The 19775-nt window shown below is 41.5% G+C and carries 13 protein-coding genes and 8 tRNA genes; 19 read left to right on the plus strand and 2 right to left on the minus strand.

What is annotated here, in order from left to right; translation table 11 throughout:
- Positions 1-13 precede the first annotated feature (13 nt).
- From ruvC to JIG41_RS19235, 19 genes are all read left to right on the plus strand, one after another.
- Positions 14-538, plus strand: a complete 525-nt coding sequence (ruvC, locus tag JIG41_RS19145) for a crossover junction endodeoxyribonuclease RuvC (RefSeq protein WP_036967765.1) — start codon at positions 14-16, stop codon at positions 536-538.
- Between the two features lies 1 nt (position 539).
- The gene (gene ruvA / locus JIG41_RS19150; RefSeq protein WP_036967766.1) at positions 540-1160 is read left to right on the plus strand and encodes a Holliday junction branch migration protein RuvA; all 621 of its coding nucleotides are present in this window, start codon (positions 540-542) and stop codon (positions 1158-1160) included.
- Positions 1161-1167: 7 nt separating this feature from the next.
- On the plus strand, positions 1168-2172 hold the full coding sequence (ruvB, locus tag JIG41_RS19155; protein ID WP_036967767.1) for a Holliday junction branch migration DNA helicase RuvB: 1005 nt from the start codon (positions 1168-1170) through the stop codon (positions 2170-2172).
- A 258-nt stretch (positions 2173-2430) separates the two neighbouring features.
- Complete coding sequence (locus JIG41_RS19160) at positions 2431-2673, plus strand: hypothetical protein (RefSeq protein ID WP_075594353.1); 243 nt, start codon at positions 2431-2433, stop codon at positions 2671-2673.
- A gap of 478 nt (positions 2674-3151) precedes the next feature.
- Positions 3152-3856 (plus strand): protein TolQ, encoded by a 705-nt coding sequence (gene tolQ, locus JIG41_RS19165; protein WP_036967773.1) that lies wholly within the window; start codon positions 3152-3154, stop codon positions 3854-3856.
- Positions 3843-4277: a protein TolR gene (gene tolR, locus JIG41_RS19170; protein ID WP_036967776.1), complete on the plus strand. Its 435-nt coding sequence runs from the start codon at positions 3843-3845 to the stop codon at positions 4275-4277. Before tolQ ends, tolR begins: the two co-directional genes overlap by 14 nt.
- Before the next feature lie 2 nt (positions 4278-4279).
- Positions 4280-5218, plus strand: a complete 939-nt coding sequence (tolA, locus tag JIG41_RS19175; RefSeq protein WP_036967778.1) for a cell envelope integrity protein TolA — start codon at positions 4280-4282, stop codon at positions 5216-5218.
- 9 nt (positions 5219-5227) lie between these two features.
- Positions 5228-6586, plus strand: coding sequence for a Tol-Pal system beta propeller repeat protein TolB (gene tolB / locus JIG41_RS19180; protein ID WP_036967780.1), 1359 nt, complete (start codon positions 5228-5230; stop codon positions 6584-6586).
- A 34-nt stretch (positions 6587-6620) separates the two neighbouring features.
- A complete protein-coding gene (gene pal / locus JIG41_RS19185; protein ID WP_036967784.1) occupies positions 6621-7163 on the plus strand; it encodes a peptidoglycan-associated lipoprotein Pal in 543 nt (180 codons plus the stop codon).
- A 12-nt stretch (positions 7164-7175) separates the two neighbouring features.
- Entirely contained in the window at positions 7176-7934 is a 759-nt protein-coding gene (gene ybgF / locus JIG41_RS19190; RefSeq protein WP_036967786.1) for a tol-pal system protein YbgF, read from the plus strand.
- Between the two features lie 168 nt (positions 7935-8102).
- Positions 8103-8178: transfer RNA gene (locus JIG41_RS19195), tRNA-Lys, on the plus strand.
- 64 nt (positions 8179-8242) lie between these two features.
- Positions 8243-8318, plus strand: a tRNA-Lys gene (locus tag JIG41_RS19200).
- A 61-nt stretch (positions 8319-8379) separates the two neighbouring features.
- Positions 8380-8455: transfer RNA gene (locus tag JIG41_RS19205), tRNA-Lys, on the plus strand.
- Positions 8456-8517: 62 nt separating this feature from the next.
- Positions 8518-8593 (plus strand) — tRNA-Lys (locus tag JIG41_RS19210).
- Between the two features lie 64 nt (positions 8594-8657).
- Positions 8658-8733: transfer RNA gene (locus JIG41_RS19215), tRNA-Lys, on the plus strand.
- Between the two features lie 53 nt (positions 8734-8786).
- Positions 8787-8862 (plus strand) — tRNA-Lys (locus JIG41_RS19220).
- Between the two features lie 53 nt (positions 8863-8915).
- Positions 8916-8991: transfer RNA gene (locus JIG41_RS19225), tRNA-Lys, on the plus strand.
- Positions 8992-9121: 130 nt separating this feature from the next.
- Positions 9122-10162: a quinolinate synthase NadA gene (nadA, locus tag JIG41_RS19230; RefSeq protein ID WP_036967789.1), complete on the plus strand. Its 1041-nt coding sequence runs from the start codon at positions 9122-9124 to the stop codon at positions 10160-10162.
- Positions 10163-10312: 150 nt separating this feature from the next.
- A tRNA-Ser gene (locus tag JIG41_RS19235) sits at positions 10313-10400 on the plus strand.
- A gap of 94 nt (positions 10401-10494) precedes the next feature.
- On the opposite strand, the gene JIG41_RS19240 is transcribed toward JIG41_RS19235, so the two are convergent.
- On the minus strand, positions 10495-16662 hold the full coding sequence (locus JIG41_RS19240) for a pectinesterase family protein (RefSeq protein WP_199525299.1): 6168 nt from the start codon (positions 16660-16662) through the stop codon (positions 10495-10497).
- An 80-nt stretch (positions 16663-16742) separates the two neighbouring features.
- Positions 16743-19700 carry a TonB-dependent receptor gene (locus tag JIG41_RS19245; protein ID WP_199525300.1) on the minus strand — a complete coding sequence of 986 codons (2958 nt, stop codon included), beginning with the start codon at positions 19698-19700 and terminating at the stop codon, positions 16743-16745.
- Positions 19701-19775 lie beyond the last annotated feature (75 nt).

Here is a 19775-nt window from a genome sequence, read left to right on the forward strand (position 1 = left end):
ATGGGTCAGTTAGTTGGCGATTATTTTAGGGATTGATCCTGGTTCACGATTAACAGGTTATGGGGTAATAGCCCACCAAGGTACTAAATTTACTTATTTAGGGAGTGGCTGTATAAAGCTTGCTGATCACGACTTTCCTATACGATTAAAAATGATTTATCAAGGTGTTAGCCAGTTAATTGAACAGTTTTCGCCTGATAATTTTGCCATTGAAAAAGTGTTCATGGCACATAATCCTGACTCAGCACTCAAACTTGGTCAAGCCCGAGGGGCCGCCATAGTCGGTGCGTCAATGGCAGAGTTGCCCGTATTTGAGTACTCAGCCAGACAAATAAAACAGGCGGTCGTGGGGAATGGTGGTGCCGATAAATCGCAAGTACAGCATATGGTTAAAAATATTCTAAAACTGCCGGGAACCCCGCAAGCCGACGCTGCCGATGCGTTAGCAATTGCCATTTGCCATGCTCACTCAGAACAAAATTTAATTAAACTTGCGGGCAGCGCGAGCAAAACCGTAAGAGGACGATTAAGGAAGTAATATGATAGGTCGATTAAACGGGTTACTTGTTGAAAAGCAGCCACCAGAAATACTTATAGAGGTAAGTGGTGTCGGTTACGAAGTGCAAATGCCAATGACCTGTTTTTATGATTTACCCAATGTGGGTGAACAAGCGGTTATTTATACTCATTTTGTTGTTCGCGAAGACGCACAGTTATTATTTGGTTTTAATAATAAAACTGAGCGTGCTTTATTTAGAGAGCTGTTAAAAGCAAATGGGGTAGGCCCTAAACTTGGCCTTGCCATTTTGTCGGGCATGTCGGCGCAGCAGTTTGTTAGTTGTGTTAACAATGAAGATGCGACAACCTTGGTTAAACTTCCTGGGGTGGGCAAAAAGACTGCAGAGCGCTTGGTACTTGAAATGAAAGACAGGCTAAAAAATTGGGGTAATGACTTATTCACACCATTTAGCGATAATGCCATCATTGAGCCTGCAAGTAATGATACGCTAGTAGCGAATAATGCTGCGGATGATGCTGTATCGGCACTTGAATCTTTAGGCTATAAACTACCGCAAGCGCAAAAAGCGGTTAAAGCTGTAAATAAACCAGGTATGACAACAGAGGTTCTTATTAAAGAAGCTCTAAAGTCAATGTTGTGAGTACACCATGATTGAAGCAGATCGCTTAATTGATGCGAGTGAACAAAGTAATGAAGACAGTGTCGATCGTGCAATACGTCCAAAACTATTAAACGATTACACAGGCCAGCCGCATGTTAAGCAACAAATGGAAATTTTTATTGAAGCCGCTCGTCATCGTGGTGAGGCGTTAGACCATTTACTCATTTTTGGTCCGCCGGGTTTGGGTAAAACAACACTGGCTAATATTGTAGCGAATGAGCTTAATGTAAACATTAAAACGACTTCAGGGCCGGTTCTTGAAAAAGCGGGCGACTTAGCCGCGCTATTAACTAACCTTGAAGAAGGCGATGTACTGTTTATTGATGAAATTCACCGCTTAAGCCCGCAAGTAGAAGAAATACTTTACCCCGCAATGGAAGATTATCAGCTCGATATTATGATTGGTGAAGGTCCTGCGGCACGATCAATTAAGCTCGATTTACCGCCTTTTACATTAATAGGGGCTACAACGCGCGCTGGCTCGTTAACATCGCCATTACGAGATCGTTTTGGCATTGTGCAACGCTTAGAGTTTTATTCGGTTGAAGATTTATCAAAAATTGTTGCCCGCTCTGCTCGATATTTAGATTTAATCATGTGTGACGAAGGCGCCGTTGAAATTGCTAAACGCTCACGCGGTACACCACGAATAGCAAACAGACTTTTGCGCCGAGTACGAGATTACACGCAAGTTAAATCAGACGGTAAAGTAAATGCCGAAGTCGCTGAACAAGCACTTGATATGATCGATGTTGATAAAAGCGGTTTTGATTACATGGACCGAAAATACCTTCTTGCCATCATTGAAAAGTTTATGGGTGGCCCCGTGGGTCTCGATAATTTAGCGGCTGCCATTGGCGAAGAAAAAGAGACTATTGAAGATGTCATTGAGCCATTTTTAATTCAACAAGGATTTATTCAACGCACGCCCAGAGGGCGACTCGTTTCTGATATTGCCTACCTTCATTTTGGTCTTACCCCAGATAAATAACACCACCCCGCTTAGCGGGGTTTTTAGTTTTTAGACGTTAGATATTAGAAAGAAAGTAGATACTAGAAGGTAGACCGAGCGGGGGTTACTGTAGCGATTAAATATAAAAAAGCTTGCCTGAGGTTAATGTGGATTTATTTTGCACAAACCACAAACCACAAACCACAAACCACAAACCACAAACCACAAACCACGATTGATGGTCTCATTTTAACATCTGTAATTCACATGCTGTTAAGTTATCTGTAGGTATTCTCATTGACGTTTGTGCAGGCAAAAAAAAGCCCGCATAAGCATGCGGGCAAACAACAAGTTGAAGGAAGTAATCCAGGGAACTACGGTTTTCTTAAAGAGGTTTTATCCTGTTTAAGTCAACCAAGTGCAATACGAAACTTCATATTGCAAAAAACGGAGCTTAATGAAAAAACTTTCAAAGGTTGCAGCTCGGTATGGGGAAATGATACGCAATGGTTGATTTTTCTTCAAACTAGAAAAATTTAATTTTCAGATAAAAAAAACTAATGTGAGTGAATTGTTGGTTTGTTTTCTTTTTGTTCACTTATTGAGTGTTTTTACTCTAAGTTTATGAATAAAATGATTTTTATAATATCAACAAACATTGTTCAGGATTAGTTTAAGTATTCTGTAGTAGATTTGCAAAACATGTTTTGGGTGTTTATGCGTAAAATATGAATAAATGCCGTGTTTTATGAGGTTTTGCTATATTTTTAGTTGCCTAATGGTGGTACTCATTTTTGCAGTGAAAACATAGCAAAAATAAGTTTTTAAAGGATTGTGAGCAAAAAATAGCTAAGCTGAGTGCTTTTCACCGTTATTTGCCGCTATTTCACAGCAAGAGCGTTGTCAGTTCATTATTGACTAGATACACTAGATGTAACTTTTGGCCAAGTTTGTGGTCAATAAATGCAAGTGTAAAAAATATAACAAATTATATAGAAATCTATTTTAGGAGTTTAACGTGGGATCAGGGCTTAACTTTTTAGATCTTATTCTAGAAGCCAGTGTACTTGTCCAATTAGTGATGTTGGCATTAGTGGGTATGTCGGTCATGTCATGGGCAATTATTTTTCAACGTAAAAAAGCGATTTCTGATGCATTAAATGGCGCAAAGCGTTTTGAGCAAAAGTTCTGGTCAGGTGTTGATCTTAGTAAATTATATAATGAAGTGTCTGCCCGCCCAGGCGGAGCTTCGGGCGTTGAAGCTCTTTTTGTTGCCGGTTTTAAAGAATTTGCACGCCACAAAAAAAATACGTTCCAAAGTGCCAGTATCGTTATGGAAGGCACGCATCGTTCAATGCGTGTTGCTTTGTCGCGTGAAGTTGAAAAATTAGAATCTAGTTTATCGTTTTTGGCGACCGTTGGTTCTATTAGTCCTTATATCGGCTTATTTGGTACTGTATGGGGTATCATGAATGCATTTATCGCACTAGGTGAAGTGAAACAAGCTACATTACAAATGGTTGCACCGGGCATTGCCGAAGCACTTATTGCAACTGCAATGGGCTTATTTGCGGCAATTCCAGCCGTTATTGCTTACAACCGTTTTGCAAATAAAGTAGAAAAGCTGGAAGGTAATTATATTAACTTCATGGAAGAGTTCGCCAATATTTTACACCGCCAAGCAGCTACGCAAATAGAGGCAAAAGCGAATGTATCAGCGTAAAAAACGTCGCCCAGTAGGGGAGATAAACGTAGTACCTTACATTGACGTTATGTTGGTACTACTTATTATATTTATGGCAACAGCCCCATTAATTACTCATGGGGTGAAAGTAGATTTGCCAAAAATGGAAGAATCTGATCTTGTCGATACAAAAGATACACCGCCTATCATTGCGTCAATTGACGCTGAAGGTAAGTATTATGTCAGTATCGGCACTGACCCAGAAGCACCGATGGAAGCATTAGATGTCGCTGCTGTGATTAAATTACAGTTGCAAAAAAATCCCGATACTCCGGTTATGATCAAAGGTTCAGGTCGTGTATCTTATCAAGAAGTATTGTTGTTAATGGATTTTCTTAAAAATGCAGGGGTGCCTTCAGTTGGCCTTATGACCGAATCGTTTGAGGGGAATAAAGGCTAGTTATGGGTGCATCAGTAATAAAATCAGTTCTTTTGCACTTGGCAATTGCAGGTTTATTAGTGGCGACAGCCAATTTTCATATGCCAGCACCAAAAGTAATGGAGGTGACTTTAAACCCTGCATTACCTGAGCCTGAAAAAGCGGTGTCAGCTGTCACGGTTGATCAGCAGAAGGTTGAGCAAAAGATTGCCGAGCTAAAAAAGCAAGAAGAAGCTAAAAAGCAAGCAGAAGCAAAACGTATTCGTGATTTAGAGCGTCGTGCTAATGACGCGCGTAAGCAACGTGAAGCTGAAGACCGCCGTCTGAAAAAATTAGAACAGCAGCGTCGTGCGAAAGAGAAAGAAAAAGCCGAAGCTGAAGCTCAAGCAAAGAAAGCGCGTGAAATTCAAGAGAAAGAACGTGCTAAAGCGCAGCAAGCTGAAAAGCAAAAGCAAGAAGCCGAAGCAGCAGCAAAAGCCGCGGCACAGAAGCGTAAAGCCGAAGAAGAAGCATTGAAAAAAGCGGAAGAAGAGCGCAAGCGTAAAGCTGCCGAAGCTGAAGCTGAACGTAAACGCAAAGAGGCTGAAGCAGAGCGTAAGCGTCAGCAGGCATTGCAAGAGCAAATGCTCCAAGAGCAACTGGCTGCAGAACAGGCTGCACGTGATAAAGTGCGTCAGCAGCAGGTTGTTGGCGAAGTTGAGAAATATAAAGCGTTAATTATGGCGCGTATTCAGCAAAACTTCTTAAAAGATGAGAAGATGAAAGGCAAAGAATGTCGCCTTAATATTCGCCTTGGCTTTAATGGTTTGGTGACCCAAGTTAAATCATTGGGTGGAGATACGTTAGTATGCGAAGCTGCGATGCGCGCAGTGCGTATGGCCGACACGCTACCTGTTTCACCAGATCGTGAAGTCTTTGAGCAATTAAAAAATATTAATTTAACAATAGCGCCTCAATTTTAAAGGAATGATATGTTTAACCAGATAAAAACAGCATGTTTTATTGTATTACTGGGCTTTCATGGCATTGCCAGTGCTGCATTAGAAATCGTGATCACCGATGGTATCGATGGTGCGCGACCAATTGCGGTTGTGCCTTTTAAATATCAAGGTGTGGGTCCTATCCCTGAAAAGTTAAGTTCAGTGATTGCTGCCGATTTAATGCGCAGCGGAAAATTTAAGCCGATCGACGTTAATACCATGCCTCAGCTTCCTGCTAAAGATTCAGATGTTGATTACGGCGCGTGGGTTAATAAAGGTGTTGAGGCTGTGTTAGTGGGTGAGGTAGAGCAACAACCTAATGGCCGTTACCGTGTTAAATATGAACTTATTGATGTGATTCGTGGCCAAATTACGGGCGGCGAAACACAATTAATGAGCAACGGTAAATTGGTTAAAAGCCAAGATCATATTTTAGATGCACGTGAAAGTGTTATTGGTGAAAATGGTTTTCGTCGATACGCACACCGTATCAGCGACGTGGTTTACGAAGCTCTTACGGGTGAAAAAGGCGCATTTTTAACAAAAATTGCCTATGTCATTGTGCGTGAAAATGACGCTAAACCTTATCAATTGGTGGTTGCTGATTATGATGGCTTTAATGAGCAAGTGTTGCTTCGCTCTAAAGAGCCGCTTATGTCACCAGCGTGGTCGCCAGATGGGACTAAGTTAGCGTATGTAACGTTTGAAAATCGCCAAAGCCAAATTTACATTCAAGACTTATATACAGGAAAACGCGAACTAATTACCAGTCACCCTGGTATTAATGGTGCGCCTCAGTTTTCTCCTGATGGTAAAAAACTACTTTTAGTGTTATCAAAAGACCGTAATGGCGCAACAGAAGTGTACTTATTAGACCTTGCAACACGCAAAGAAACTCGACTTACAAATCACCGCAGTATAGATACTGAACCATCATGGTTTCCAAATGGTCAAGATATCGTGTTTACCTCTGAAAGGGGTGGTAATGCTCAGATTTATAAGTTAAATTTGCAAACAGGTAGGTCAAAACGAATGACCTTTGATGGTGACATGAACTTAGCAGGTTCGGTTTCACCGGATGGAAAAGAATTAGTGATGGTGAACCGTACAAACGGTCAATACCATCTTGCTAAGAAAGAGCTAGCTACAGGTGCGTTCCAAGTATTAACGAGAACACGCCTAGATGAATCGCCGAGTATTGCACCCAATGGCTCGATGATTATCTACAGCACGCTTCATAATAATAAACAGGTGTTAGCGTTAGTTTCTATGGATGGTCGCTTTAAAGCACGCTTACCTGTGCTAGACGGACAAGTTAAGGCACCGGCTTGGTCGCCTTATTTACAGTAATTTTACTGGTTTACTCAATATAGGAATCAATTCAATGCAACTTAATAAAACTTTAAAAGGCCTGCTAATTGCTGTGCCAGTGATGACTTTAGCAGCATGTAGCTCTTCTTCAGGTGTTGACGAAGGTGCTGCAAACCAAACAAACCAAGGTGCGGTTGAGCAAGCAAACAACAATGATACAGTTGAAGTTGCAACGCTTACTCCAGAGCAACAAGCTGAAGAAGCACTTCGTGAAAAATACGAAGCGTTACGTCAAGAACAAATCATTTACTTTGGTTTTGATAACGCTAAAATCCAAAGCAAATATGCTGAGCTTCTACAAGCACACGCTGAGTTTTTAGTACAAAACCCTTCAGTTAAAGTACTAATCGAAGGTCACGCAGATGAGCGCGGTACGCCTGAATACAACATCGCATTAGGTGAGCACCGTGGTCAAGCAGTAGAAAAATATCTACAAAGCTTAGGTGTTTCTGCTAGCCAAATGTCGGTAGTGAGCTATGGTGAAGAGAAGCCAATGGTTAAATCTCGCACTGAAGAAGCGTTCGCTAAAAACCGTCGCGCAGTATTAGTTTACTAAGAAAGAGACATTATGAAGCCGAAAATTATTTTGGCAGCAATGATCTTAAGCGGGAGCACCCAGTTATGGGCTGCTCCCGCTCCTGTTTCAGAAGCTGCAAGCTCGCAATCGAGCATAGAGAAGCGTTTAATCGCATTAGAAAACATGATGAAGTCACGTAATTTATTGCAAGCTGAGCTTCAGCAGCAGTTGAATATATTACAAGACGAAGTGAGTCAGGTTCGTGGCATTACTGAAGAGCAAAGCTATAAGCTTGAAAAAGTACTTCAACGTCAACGTGAGCTTTATCAAGAAATTGAGAATCGCGTTAGTCAGGCCTATTCTCAGCCTGCGGCAGCAACTCAGCCAACGAACACTTACACAGATATAAATGCATCACAGACTATCAGCTCAGACTTATCTGAAAATGAAGCCTATGAGCGTGCTGTGGCGCTAATTATGAAAGATAAGCGTTATGAGCAAGCAATACCTGAGTTCCAAACATTCTTAACGACTTATCCAAATTCAGTGTATGCGTCAAACGCGCATTATTGGTTAGGGCAGCTTTTAACAATTCAAAACGATCCCGCTGCTGCAACTAAACACTTTAAAGTGGTTGTGAATGAATTTCCGAATTCGAATAAACGTCCTGATGCTATGTTGAAGTTAGGCAACTTACTTGTTGATCAAGGTTTAGGCGAACAAGCCCTTAAAACCTTTAATGATTTAATTAATCAGTACCCAAGTACAACCGCTGCTAAATTAGCCACAGAACGTCTGTCGCAACTGTAGATTTGACCTGATTAGACTGCTTTTTGACTTAAGCGGTCTAAAATTAGGCAACTAGACATAAAAACTTAAAAAAAGAGATATTTTCTGTTGCGCTCAGCATTTAAATAAGTATTATAAGCGCCCGCAGCAGGCGATTGGTAACAACAGCCAAAATGCGGCTAAAAGAGCGGGTCATTAGCTCAGTTGGTAGAGCAGTGGACTTTTAATCCATTGGTCGATGGTTCAAGTCCATCATGACCCACCATTATTTTTAATGGTATACTTTTAGATATCGGCGGATTTACGCAGCTTTAATAATGTAACAGAGCGGGTCATTAGCTCAGTTGGTAGAGCAGTGGACTTTTAATCCATTGGTCGATGGTTCAAGTCCATCATGACCCACCATTCTTTGAATGGTACAGTTACATATCGGCGGATTTACGCAGCTTTTAATAAGCAGCAGAGCGGGTCATTAGCTCAGTTGGTAGAGCAGTGGACTTTTAATCCATTGGTCGATGGTTCAAGTCCATCATGACCCACCATTCTTTTTGAATGGTACTGTTAATATCGGCGGATTTACGCAGCTTTTAATAAGCAATAGAGCGGGTCATTAGCTCAGTTGGTAGAGCAGTGGACTTTTAATCCATTGGTCGATGGTTCAAGTCCATCATGACCCACCATTCTTTTTAGAATGGTAATCTAAAATCGACGGATTTACGTATAGCTTTTAGTAAGTAATAGAGCGGGTCATTAGCTCAGTTGGTAGAGCAGTGGACTTTTAATCCATTGGTCGATGGTTCAAGTCCATCATGACCCACCATTCTTTTGAATGGTTATTTATATCGGCGGATTTACGCATCACATATCAAGAGCGGGTCATTAGCTCAGTTGGTAGAGCAGTGGACTTTTAATCCATTGGTCGATGGTTCAAGTCCATCATGACCCACCATTCTTTTTGAATGGTCATGCATATCGGCGGATTTACGCATTACATATCAGAGCGGGTCATTAGCTCAGTTGGTAGAGCAGTGGACTTTTAATCCATTGGTCGATGGTTCAAGTCCATCATGACCCACCACGCTTAATTTATCTTTTTTATCTAAGTTATCCCTTAATTATCTTTAACAGCACTCAGCAATACTGTTCTTTAGCGTTATATTCTCGTATAATTCGCGCCATGAATGCACTGTGGACTAAGTGGTCGAGAAATGAGTCTAGCTGAACAAATTATGCCTGAGGATTATATCTTTCCTCCAAAGCCAGCGCCGTTATCAAAAGATGAGCAAGCTGAGTACAAAGCACGTATTAAACAATTACTAATAGACAAGAATGCAGTTCTTGTTGCCCATTACTATACGGATCCTGAAATTCAAGCACTTGCTGAAGAAACAGGCGGCTGTGTGGCCGACTCGTTAGAGATGGCACGTTTTGGTGCTAAACACGATGCGGATATTATTGTTGTCGCCGGCGTGCGTTTTATGGGCGAAACAGCAAAAATCTTAACGCCAAACAAAACAGTTGTAATGCCAACTTTGGCTGCGACCTGTTCATTAGACGTAGGGTGCCCAATTGAAGAGTTTTCTGCGTTTTGTGATCAACACCCAGATCGTAAAGTAGTGGTGTACGCTAACACCTCTACGGCGGTAAAAGCACGTGCCGATTGGATTGTTACCTCATCATGTGCGCTTGAAATCGTTGAGCACTTAGATGAGCAAGGCGAAAAAATCATTTGGGGTCCAGACAAGCACCTTGGTTCTTATATTCAAAAGAATACCGGTGCCGATATGATTATGTGGAATGGCGCGTGTATCGTTCATGACGAGTTTAAAACCAAAGCGTTAAAGGACATGAAAGCCCTACACCCAGATGCAGCGGTGTTAGTACACCCAGAGTCACCTGCTGAGATTGTTGCCCTTGCTGATGCTGTTGGTTCAACAAGCCAACTAATTAAAGCTGCGCAAACCATGGACAACAAAAAGTTCATCGTGGCGACAGACCGCGGTATTTTTTATAAAATGCAGCAGTTATGCCCAGAGAAAGAATTCTTTGAAGCACCTACAGCCGGTGAAGGCGCAACATGTAAAAGCTGTGCACATTGCCCGTGGATGGCTATGAACGGCTTAAAAGCGATTGAAGAAGCCCTAACAGACCCACAAGGCAAAGAAGTGTTTGTTGATATGGACTTACGCGAAGGCGCGTTAAAATCGCTTAATCGCATGTTAGAGTTCTCTGCGACACTACAACGCTAAGAATTGTTGCGATAGAAATGAAAGGCAAGGTGTACATACCTTGCCTTTTTTGTTTGTTTACTAGCCACTTAAGTTAGCTATTTTAAAAACCCCTTGCGTATGTAGGGTTGTTTTCATACTATAACGCCGCGTTAATCAGTTAACGCTTTAGGTGACGTGTCCGAGTGGCTGAAGGAGCACGCCTGGAAAGTGTGTATACGGCAACGTATCGAGAGTTCGAATCTCTCCGTCACCGCCATTTCCTTTCAATATACTTGTCTATTTTTATCAAATTTTCTTTATAAAAAAATAAACCCCGCAATTGCGAGGTTTATAGCGTAATGCGAAATGCACTATTGAATGCTTATTTCATCCAATGTGATAGTCGCTTCACTTTCCGTTCTTATGGTGATGAATGAAGTGCTGGTTGCAACGAGTCCATCCACAGTATAAGTTTGGCCTGCTGTTAAGTCAGACAGCGGCACAGAATAAAACTTAGACGCAGTGCCATGAATTGAATTGCTACTACCCGAAGTATTGTTATCGACATAAATTTGAAAGTTTTTGGCTGTGTTTCCAGCCACCGCTGCAACTTTGAACGTTACTTGGTAGTTGTTTGATAAATCAAGCAAGCCTGTTGTTTCGGTGTCATTTCCTGTCGTACTGGTACTTGGGGTTGTGTTAGCAATGCTAATTCTAGCGCCAGTCATTGTTAACTGTCCGCCTGCGACGTCAACATTACCTGTTACACGGTAGAACAGCGCTTGTTCGTTACCCGCAGCTCCTGAAATATCACGATAGCTGTTACTAAAAAACTCATCAGTATTAGCAGCAGAGAAGTTTTCAGTAAAAGGCAATCCAAGTGGTTCTTGAATAGGAGGCTCCGTTGGAGACTGAATATCAGGAATGTCTAAATCACTTTGATCCAGCTTACCAACACCTGCATGAGCAAGTACATGTGCTTTAACATCCATTACAGGCGTAAGCGTATATTCATAAGGTGCTTTATATGAGCTGGTTGGCGTCATGCCGTTTTCAGTCACTTCTGCTCGTACATCCCCATCTGCCGCATCACTCCATGTAATGCCTTCGCCTAGATAATTACCTGATGTGTTCCAATAACCAACCTGTGCTGAATAAAAAGAAACCACAGGGTTCTTGGTATTTTCAAAGTAATTATTCTCTATGTGTAGCTCAGCTCCCATGCGTGAATTAATTGCACTTGAAGTGATATTGTTATAGTAGTTATTGAAAATATGACCATTACCGAACCTAAATAAAGGGACCCGAGAGACAATATTTTCAAAGCGGTTGTGATGGAAGGTGATATGACGGTTTTTATTACTGCTGTCGTCATTGTCACTATGGCCATGTAATGAAGTTTTCCAACTATCATGTATATAGTTGTAAGAAATGGTAATGTTCTCAGCACCCGACTTAGAATCAATTAAGCCATCATAATAGTCTTGATCCACGGAGAGCGAAGAATACAACTCATTATGGTCAATCCAAATGTTTGCTGTTGTTTCGTTTTCATCACCTTCAATTGAAATTCCGTCTTTACCACCAGTGAGTACTTCATGAATTTTTAAGTTTTGGATGATAATGTTGTTAGCGCGGCGAATAGCAATGCCAATCCCATTAAACTCACCTCTATCAGCCACACCGATAATTGAGACATTATTCATATCTTTAATTTCAATAGATTTATTATCACCGCCACTGTTAGCATCTGTGATTACACCATCAACATAGATAGTAATAGCGGATGCTGAAGACTTCGCTTGTGCTAGGGCTGCTTTTAATGAAGCCCCATTATCAACAGTAACAACAGTACCGCCTTCACCTCCGGTGATATTATAGTTATACCCTGCAAACCCTCGACTAGGATTGATTGGCGCAATGCTGACAGGCTCATCCGGTAGTTGAGGAATAGCAAGTGGTTTTGGACTCCATCCTTGACCGTCGTTATAATCTGCAAAAATGTTTTCGCGGTCTAGCAGCTCGCTGACTTCTGAATCTGAAAGAATATAGCCACCTTCGCGTTCAGATAAATCAAGTGGATTACCGTCTAAATCCATACTGCCATATTCGCGCCAACCACTGGTTGCTGTGGCAACGCTAGGGTTAGGAGCAGGTTGATTATTTACACCTTGAACAGCCCAGCCAATTTTAGCGATATGTGTATCAAACCTATTGTTTATTAAGGTTATATTATCAAAGTATGTATCGCTGCCTCCACTTCTTGCAATGTATGTTGAGTTATCTAAAACATCATTGCCAATGGGGCCAGGACCATGTGTGAATCGACTATTCAAGAAAATAAAACCAGGGTCTGTTTCTACAGGTACACGCGCTTGTAAAACATAGCCACCCGCTGAGTCAGTTAAAGGATCACCGTCTTTTGAATCACCGATTGTACGGATCTCTGAACTCTCGAATAACGCCGTTGTTGGGTAACCCCAAATAAAATCAACATTCCCTGCAACAAGCGTGTTGTAGAACCATGAGTATCCTTTTAACAGGAGGGTATCTTGTTCACTTTTAAAGCGGGCATTGTTCGCAACTAGGCGGTACGGGCTATTGAAATAAATAGTTTCTGCTTGGTTTGAATCCACTTTATTACGAATATGCGTATTTTTAAGGGTGAGATTATTAAGGGTCAGCATGTCGACACCTTCTACTAAAAACACACTTCTACCTCCGTTAGGTGTTCCTGTGCTAATAGGTGCACTGCCACCCGTGCCGCCATTCATAGACTCGTAATTCTCATATTGAATAACGGTGTTTTCTTGGCTTTCACCTTGAATAGTGAGGTTGTTTTTATCGCGTAAAAATAACAGTTCGTTATAGATGCCGTCTTTTATGGAGACAGTGGTGTGCTCATCTTTGCCCAAGTACTGCATAGCAAAATTAAGTGCACCTTGCACAGTTCTAAAGTCTGCCGCACCTTCATCATCAACGAGCAGCTGATTACCTGCAGGCATGCTTACTTTAGTGACAAAGTCCCATTGACTGTTATCACCTAGGCCACTAAATTCTTGACCATTTAGCATTGCACCAACCACGACATCATCACCAATTACAACACGGTATGTATGTCCATACTCAAGGGTATTATTGCGTGGTTTAATGGTGAGCGTGTTCCCATTTAGCTGTAGTGGATAGTAGTAAACAGAGCGAACTTTAGCTTGTCCAGCAAAACCAATGTGGTCAATGTTTTTACCAACGGTAAGGGTATCGACTAAACTGTTATCGCTGACTTTATAAATACGTACTTCACCTAAAGCGCCTAAACTTGGTTCATTATCAAATGTAAGGCTAAATTGCGTATCAATAAATTGATTGGCACTGTTTTTTTCAGGAAATAATTTTCCAGCTAAGTCGCCATAGTCAGTTGTTGGCATGACAAAACCTTCAGCCACACTCACCTCTATTGTTCGGGTTATGGTACTATCAGAACCAGAGACGAACGTAATCGTGGCATTACCGGCCGCCATTGGGGTGAGAGTAATTACACTCCCATTGATATCGACACTGACAATTTTGTCATCAGTTGAAGTCACTGTGAATTTATCAATTGTTACCCCATCATTTTTAATGGCGGTGACATTAATTGTTAATGGTTCAGCTGTCGTTGAGGTGTCCCAGTTAGGGTCCTTGTAATCCAGTGTGAGTTGAATGGGTTTGATAGTCGGATCGCCAACTTTTAAGTCATCCAATTCAAATGAACGGTTATTAGTAAATAAACCTATTAGCCCACGTGCGCTGTAATTTGTATCACTCAATGAGCCTAAGTTTTCACCATTTAAGTAAATGGTTAATTGATCATTGATTAATTCAAAACGGGTGGTGTACCAAACACCGTCTTCTGTGCCACCTTTTTCGCCGAGTAAAATAGGTGTACTTGCCTGAACAGGGCGTGCAATAGAGCCCTCGGTGCTGACAGCAACTTCTACTCGCGTGCTACTAGATGAGTTTTGTACATTTAAACCGCCACCGTACCAGTTTCCTGTATCTTGATAACGGGCCATCATGTACAACTGTTTGTTTGCTGTTGTACTGTTTTGACGAGGACGAATTTTCGCTTCTACAAAATAATTACCTGTTTGTGGGATATTTTGCATTGCTTCGTCTGTGGCTAAAATAAGTTCACCGCCTGCGTTGCCTGCGGTGTATCGCATCATGTTATTACCGTTGATATTTAAAATATCGAATTCACCCATGGCACCGTCTACGTTAGTAGGCGTTGCTAAAATTTTCCAGTTGCTCAAATCACCACTTTCAAAATCATCACAAAAATACAGTTCAGGTGCATCTGAACACTTAAAGATACTTGGGTCTTCAACGTACTCAATGCGTAAATTATTAATCACTACTTTACCGCCTGTCTCGGTACGCAATTGTAAAAAAGAGTTCTTGGTAGCGAGTTTTCCGGGTACGACTAAGGTTTCGCCAACAACTAAGTCATTGATTAACTCGTTGAAGAATCGAGATTCACCACCGTGCATCGATTTAGAGCTACTTGATGTATTGTTGTCGACATAGATTTGGAACTTGTTGTCACCTTCAGGATCGCTGGCACTGACAATATCCATGACGACTTGGTAAGGCCTTGATAAATCAAATACCCCCGTTGAGTTTGTATCATTTTCGCTGGTTTCCACGCCCGCAGTGGTATTACCTAAAGTGAATCGGCCCCCGTCCAGTTCTAAGCCGTTTTCGACGACGGTGACGGATCCTCCAGTTTTTGAAAACATCGGAACTTCATTACCTTGACTATCAACTATTTTTTGATAGTCGACAGAAAAAATATCACCAGTAACAGTCGTAAAATCGTTTGTGTAAGGCAGTTCAACAGTGGGAATCTCACCTGTTGCTGGTGGATCAATTGGCGGTTCAACAGGTGGCTCAACTTCTGGCACATCTGTCGCAACTGTTTCTATTTTTAGATTATCTATGACTAATAAGGCGGCTGAATCGGTTCTGATTTGAAAGTAAGAGTTTTTAATATCTGCGCTCAGGATACCGCGTGCATCTGGGTGCGTTAATTCAGTTCCTGTATTAACATCTTGCCCAGGTATATAAGTATAAGAGAAGCGTTGTCCGACAGGCAGGTTGGTTTCATCAATCGATTTTCCATAAAACTTTGATGCATCAGCATGCACAGAGTTACTTTGGCTTGTTGTATTGTTATCAACGTATAAAGAAAGAGAGCCTGCACCATTATGGCTAATGACGTCAAAGCTAATAGTGAAGCCTTCGCTTAAATTGTATATTCCCACACCCGTTGTATCGCTTGGCGATGATTCTTTACCAGGCAGGGTATTACCGATTGTGAAACGGTCACCTTCCAAAACAAGCTGACCCAATTCATTGATAATGGCACTGCCGCCAGATTTAAAATAAAGAGGCCCACTTCCTTGCTCATCAGAGAGGCTCTTATAACTGGATGAGAAGAATGTATCAGTGTCAGTATCGAATTCTTCGTTTAACGCAAGACCGGTTTGTTCAGCAAGTTCACTAAGCTTTACCAACTCATTTTGGGCTTGCTGTTCATCAAATGCTAAAATATTGTTGTATGCATCATCGTTGTTATCACAGCTAAGTACTAACGTTGCAAGCTGTGCTGCATCATTTGTAGAGCACACACTAAAGGTATTATTGACAGTGTTGTGCGAGCGAGAAATTAAATAATGCTTACTCAGTGTATCACCTTCACTGGTTGTTAATACTAAAACGCGATTACCAAACTGAAACTCATAGCTGCCAACAAGCGTTTTATTCCCATCGACTAGCTTAGTGAATGACCCCGTGCTTGCTCCTTCTTCACTGGGTGTAAACTGCCACATTTCAATACTCGCTTTTGCCCCTTTTACAACGGGGTTATAAATTGTTCCCGTGAAGTCGGCAGGAGTGAAGGCGAGAGGCTGTGTACTGTTATACTGCTCAAAAATAAAATCTACAAAATGCATAATGGCAGTATCAGCACTCACTAAGCTGGTATTTGCTCCCCCAGCGTTAGCAAGCCATTGATTTACCTTTTCGTCAAAATCGTCACTGGCAAAGAATTCTGCAGGTGTTTGTCCTTGGGCTAATTCCATTACGGCAGCCTGTGCTGCTGCGTCACTAATGGTAATACCGTTACTGGTGTCACCATCCACATCTAACGACTGCAATAAACGCAAACTATTGATTACAGCAGGATGAAATACGGTGTCTGTAGAGAATACGCTCAGTGGAGTGACAACATTGCTGGCCGCGACACTTGGAAATGTCAGCTCACCAATAGAAAATGTGATCGCTTCACCACGGAAATAATCAAATTGGCCATTACTGTCCGTTTTACCGTTTGTCACAGACGGGCTGTTATAGGTCAATCCGGCGACAGGGCTATCTATAAAAACCCCTTGAATAGGGGGGAGTGGCGCCTCTTTTACGTTGACAGAGCTTTCTTCGCCGCAGCCTGCAAGTACGGCAGCAAGCAATAAGCAAGATGGAATTTTAATTGTGCTATTCATACATCCCTCCAAGGATGAACGCGTTTAGCAACACAAACGCGTGTGTTCAGTGATTATTTTTGTTTTAAGTAGTTGAATTATTAGTAGAACTTATAATTCATTCCTAGTTGATATGTCCGACCATAATCTTCTCGTTGATACAAAATCTCGCCGCCAGACTGATCATTACCGGTGAAATAACGAAGGTCTGACTCGTCGGTGATATTGATTGCATCAAAGTAGAATGAAAGGTGTTCGTTGAAGTCGTAAGTCGCTTTTATGTCAAAGGTTAATATGTCATCTTGGTAGATATCAGCCCATGTTTTACATGCTTTAGCATCATTTTTGTCTGCTGAAATAGGGCAAGAGCCTACTTGCTCTAAAATATCGGAACGATAATTACTGATTAGCCTAAGTGACGCTGTTTTATTCTCCCAACCCAGCGCAATATTAGCGGTAATATCTGCTTGGCCTGGTAACGGCATTTTTTCATAGCGTATGGTGTCATCGAGTTTTGACTCACTACTGACGACGGTCATATTACTTTGCCAAAATAAGCCGTTTTCAAAAAACTGGTTATAACTGAGCTCCATACCATACACGGTTGCTTTATCACCGTTTAAGGTGATATCAACTTGATTTATGACTAAGTCTTGTGGAATCGCGAAGTCAGAAACATGATCAACAGGTAATGTAAGAGGTAGCTCATCTAACCCCATTTGAATACCACTGACATCAACAATGAAGTTATCAATATTTTTATAGAAAACGGCTACTTCAACGAATAATTCTTTGGAAGGATACCAACCAAATGAGGCGTCAAAGTTGTCTGATGTCATTGCGACAAGATTTGGGTTACCAACTTGAAGTGCATTGTCGGGCCCCAAAATATAGTTTTGTAATTCTAATGCACTTTGCCCATCGGGTTCGCTATAACATGTATTGGTTGTGGGGTCGCATAAACTGATATCATCATCAAACCGTGCATATCCTCGTGCTTGTTTAAACGAAGGGCGAGTGTAGCTGGTCCATAAAGAGGTTCTAACTAACATCGTTTCATTTGGTTCATAACGAAGATGCATACTAGGGAAGTATTCACTGTAAGTTATTGATGATTCAGGTAACGGAACTGCAATATCTAAGGTATGCTCACCACCAAATGACCAATCGTCATTTTCAAGTGACATAAAACCAGTCGACGAAAACTCGGTATGCGCATAACGCACACCCGTTATTACGCTTACTTTTTCTGATAACTGCAGTTCTGCCATAACATAAGCGGCATACGTGTCCTCGGTGAGTATATAGTCTTCTTTAGTGCTGTCGATTGACGCTTCGCCACCGGTGGCATTTTCGCGCGTGATTTTTGTTGAATCAACCATGTACTCAACATCCTGCGCGGACACTAAAGGGTAGGTGAATAAATCACCAGCGGGCACACTATAGTCATAATCGGTAATATTAGAGTTAGCAACAGCGATACAGGTTTCATTACCATCGCAATCATCAGCATTTACCGTATAACTCCAACGATCTTTATCTCTGTAGTGTTCACGTTCGTTGTAGGTGCCTCCAAACTTTATAGAATTTAAAAACTGACTATCAAACTCCTTTTGAAAGTTAAGTTTAAAGCTTGTGATTTCGTCTGTGCGGGTGCTGTCTTCCATGAATAGGTTATCGTATTGCATATTAGAAAGATCGCTTAAATCACCGTCGGCCTCACCAGCAAAAACATCATTGTCTGGGTCAAGCTCAAAACCACCAAGAGCCGCAGCTTCAGAAGGCGTTAATACTTTCGCAGTAATAAAATCACGGCCAGCCTTGCCATAAACGATATTTTCTCGTTCGCGGAATTGCACACGACGATCGCCCACTGATTCATCGTCTGTTTTAGAGTAAGCATATTCGTAATCTACGCGCCACGACTCAGCAAAGTAGTTTTCACCACCAAAGCTATAGTTGGTGGTTACAGTTTCACCTTCTTGAATAAAATACTGGTTGTAAACATCAATATCTGAAAGTGCAAACTCCTTAGTTTGTGGGTTAACATAAATAACTTCGTCTTCTTGATCGCCATTATAAAAGTTATAAAATTCACGTTGAGCGATATCGTCGTCGGTGTATTTTGAATAATTACCACGAATATAGTAAAAGCTGTCTTCATTTGGTTTGAATTCGACATTAAGTGTGGCATTGGTACGTTTACGATCCGCTATTTCGCGACGGTTTTCGAGCTGTGCAGGGATTAAAATTTCTTCTGCATTTGCTAATTCTGTTTCAGAGAGACCAATACCCCCTTTTAAAAAGTTCATATCACGAGAGCTGTGATGACGTACTTCATCGACTTGTGTTTGTCTGTCTTCATAGCTGGCCGCAAAGCCAATACCAACTTTGTCATCAAATAACAACTGTGTACCATCAATACTAAACTTCGGTGAATGTGCCTCTCTCATTTCATTGTAAGAATCTTGAAGTTTTATTTTCAGTGTATTGTCACCACGGTCATAAGCCGAAATAGCTTTTACGTTTACTGCGCCACCGATTGAGTTTAAGTTCATATCAGGTGTGAGCGTTTTAAACACCTCAATTGCACCAAGAGAGTCACCCGTTATGCCATCAAGGCCGACTTTTCGGTCATCACCTGCACCAGAAAGTTCCGCGCCATTCATATTTACCGACACAAATTTGGGACCAAGACCACGTACTGCTACATATTTACCTTCGCCTTCGCTTCTTTCTAAGGTGACACCGGGAACACGACGTAGAGACTCAGCGACATTTTGGTCAACTAAGTTACCTAAATCATCTGTAGCAATCACAGAGCTAAATGCTTTGCTTTCACGTTCCATTGCTCGGGCTTTTAAATCAGCCTGATAAATGCCTGTTACAGCGATGATCTCAATGTCATCATCTTCATCTTGGGCTTTCTTTATCGCTGTTTTTTCATTACTACTAGACGCTGTTTGCGGTACGGATTTGGTTGTCTGTGCGTCTTGTGCATAGACGGGCAGGGCAACCAAAAGTGCTGCTGCAATACCGCTGAGTTTTATCGTTTTCATTGTTGTTCCTTTTTAAAAGGCTTTTATTGTGTTCTATTTTCTTTTTAAAAATCCATTTGCCACCGGTGGCAAATG

The sequence above is a fragment of the Pseudoalteromonas sp. bablab_jr011 genome (assembly GCF_016464045.1).
GTDB classification, from domain to species: Bacteria; Pseudomonadota; Gammaproteobacteria; order Enterobacterales; family Alteromonadaceae; genus Pseudoalteromonas; species Pseudoalteromonas lipolytica.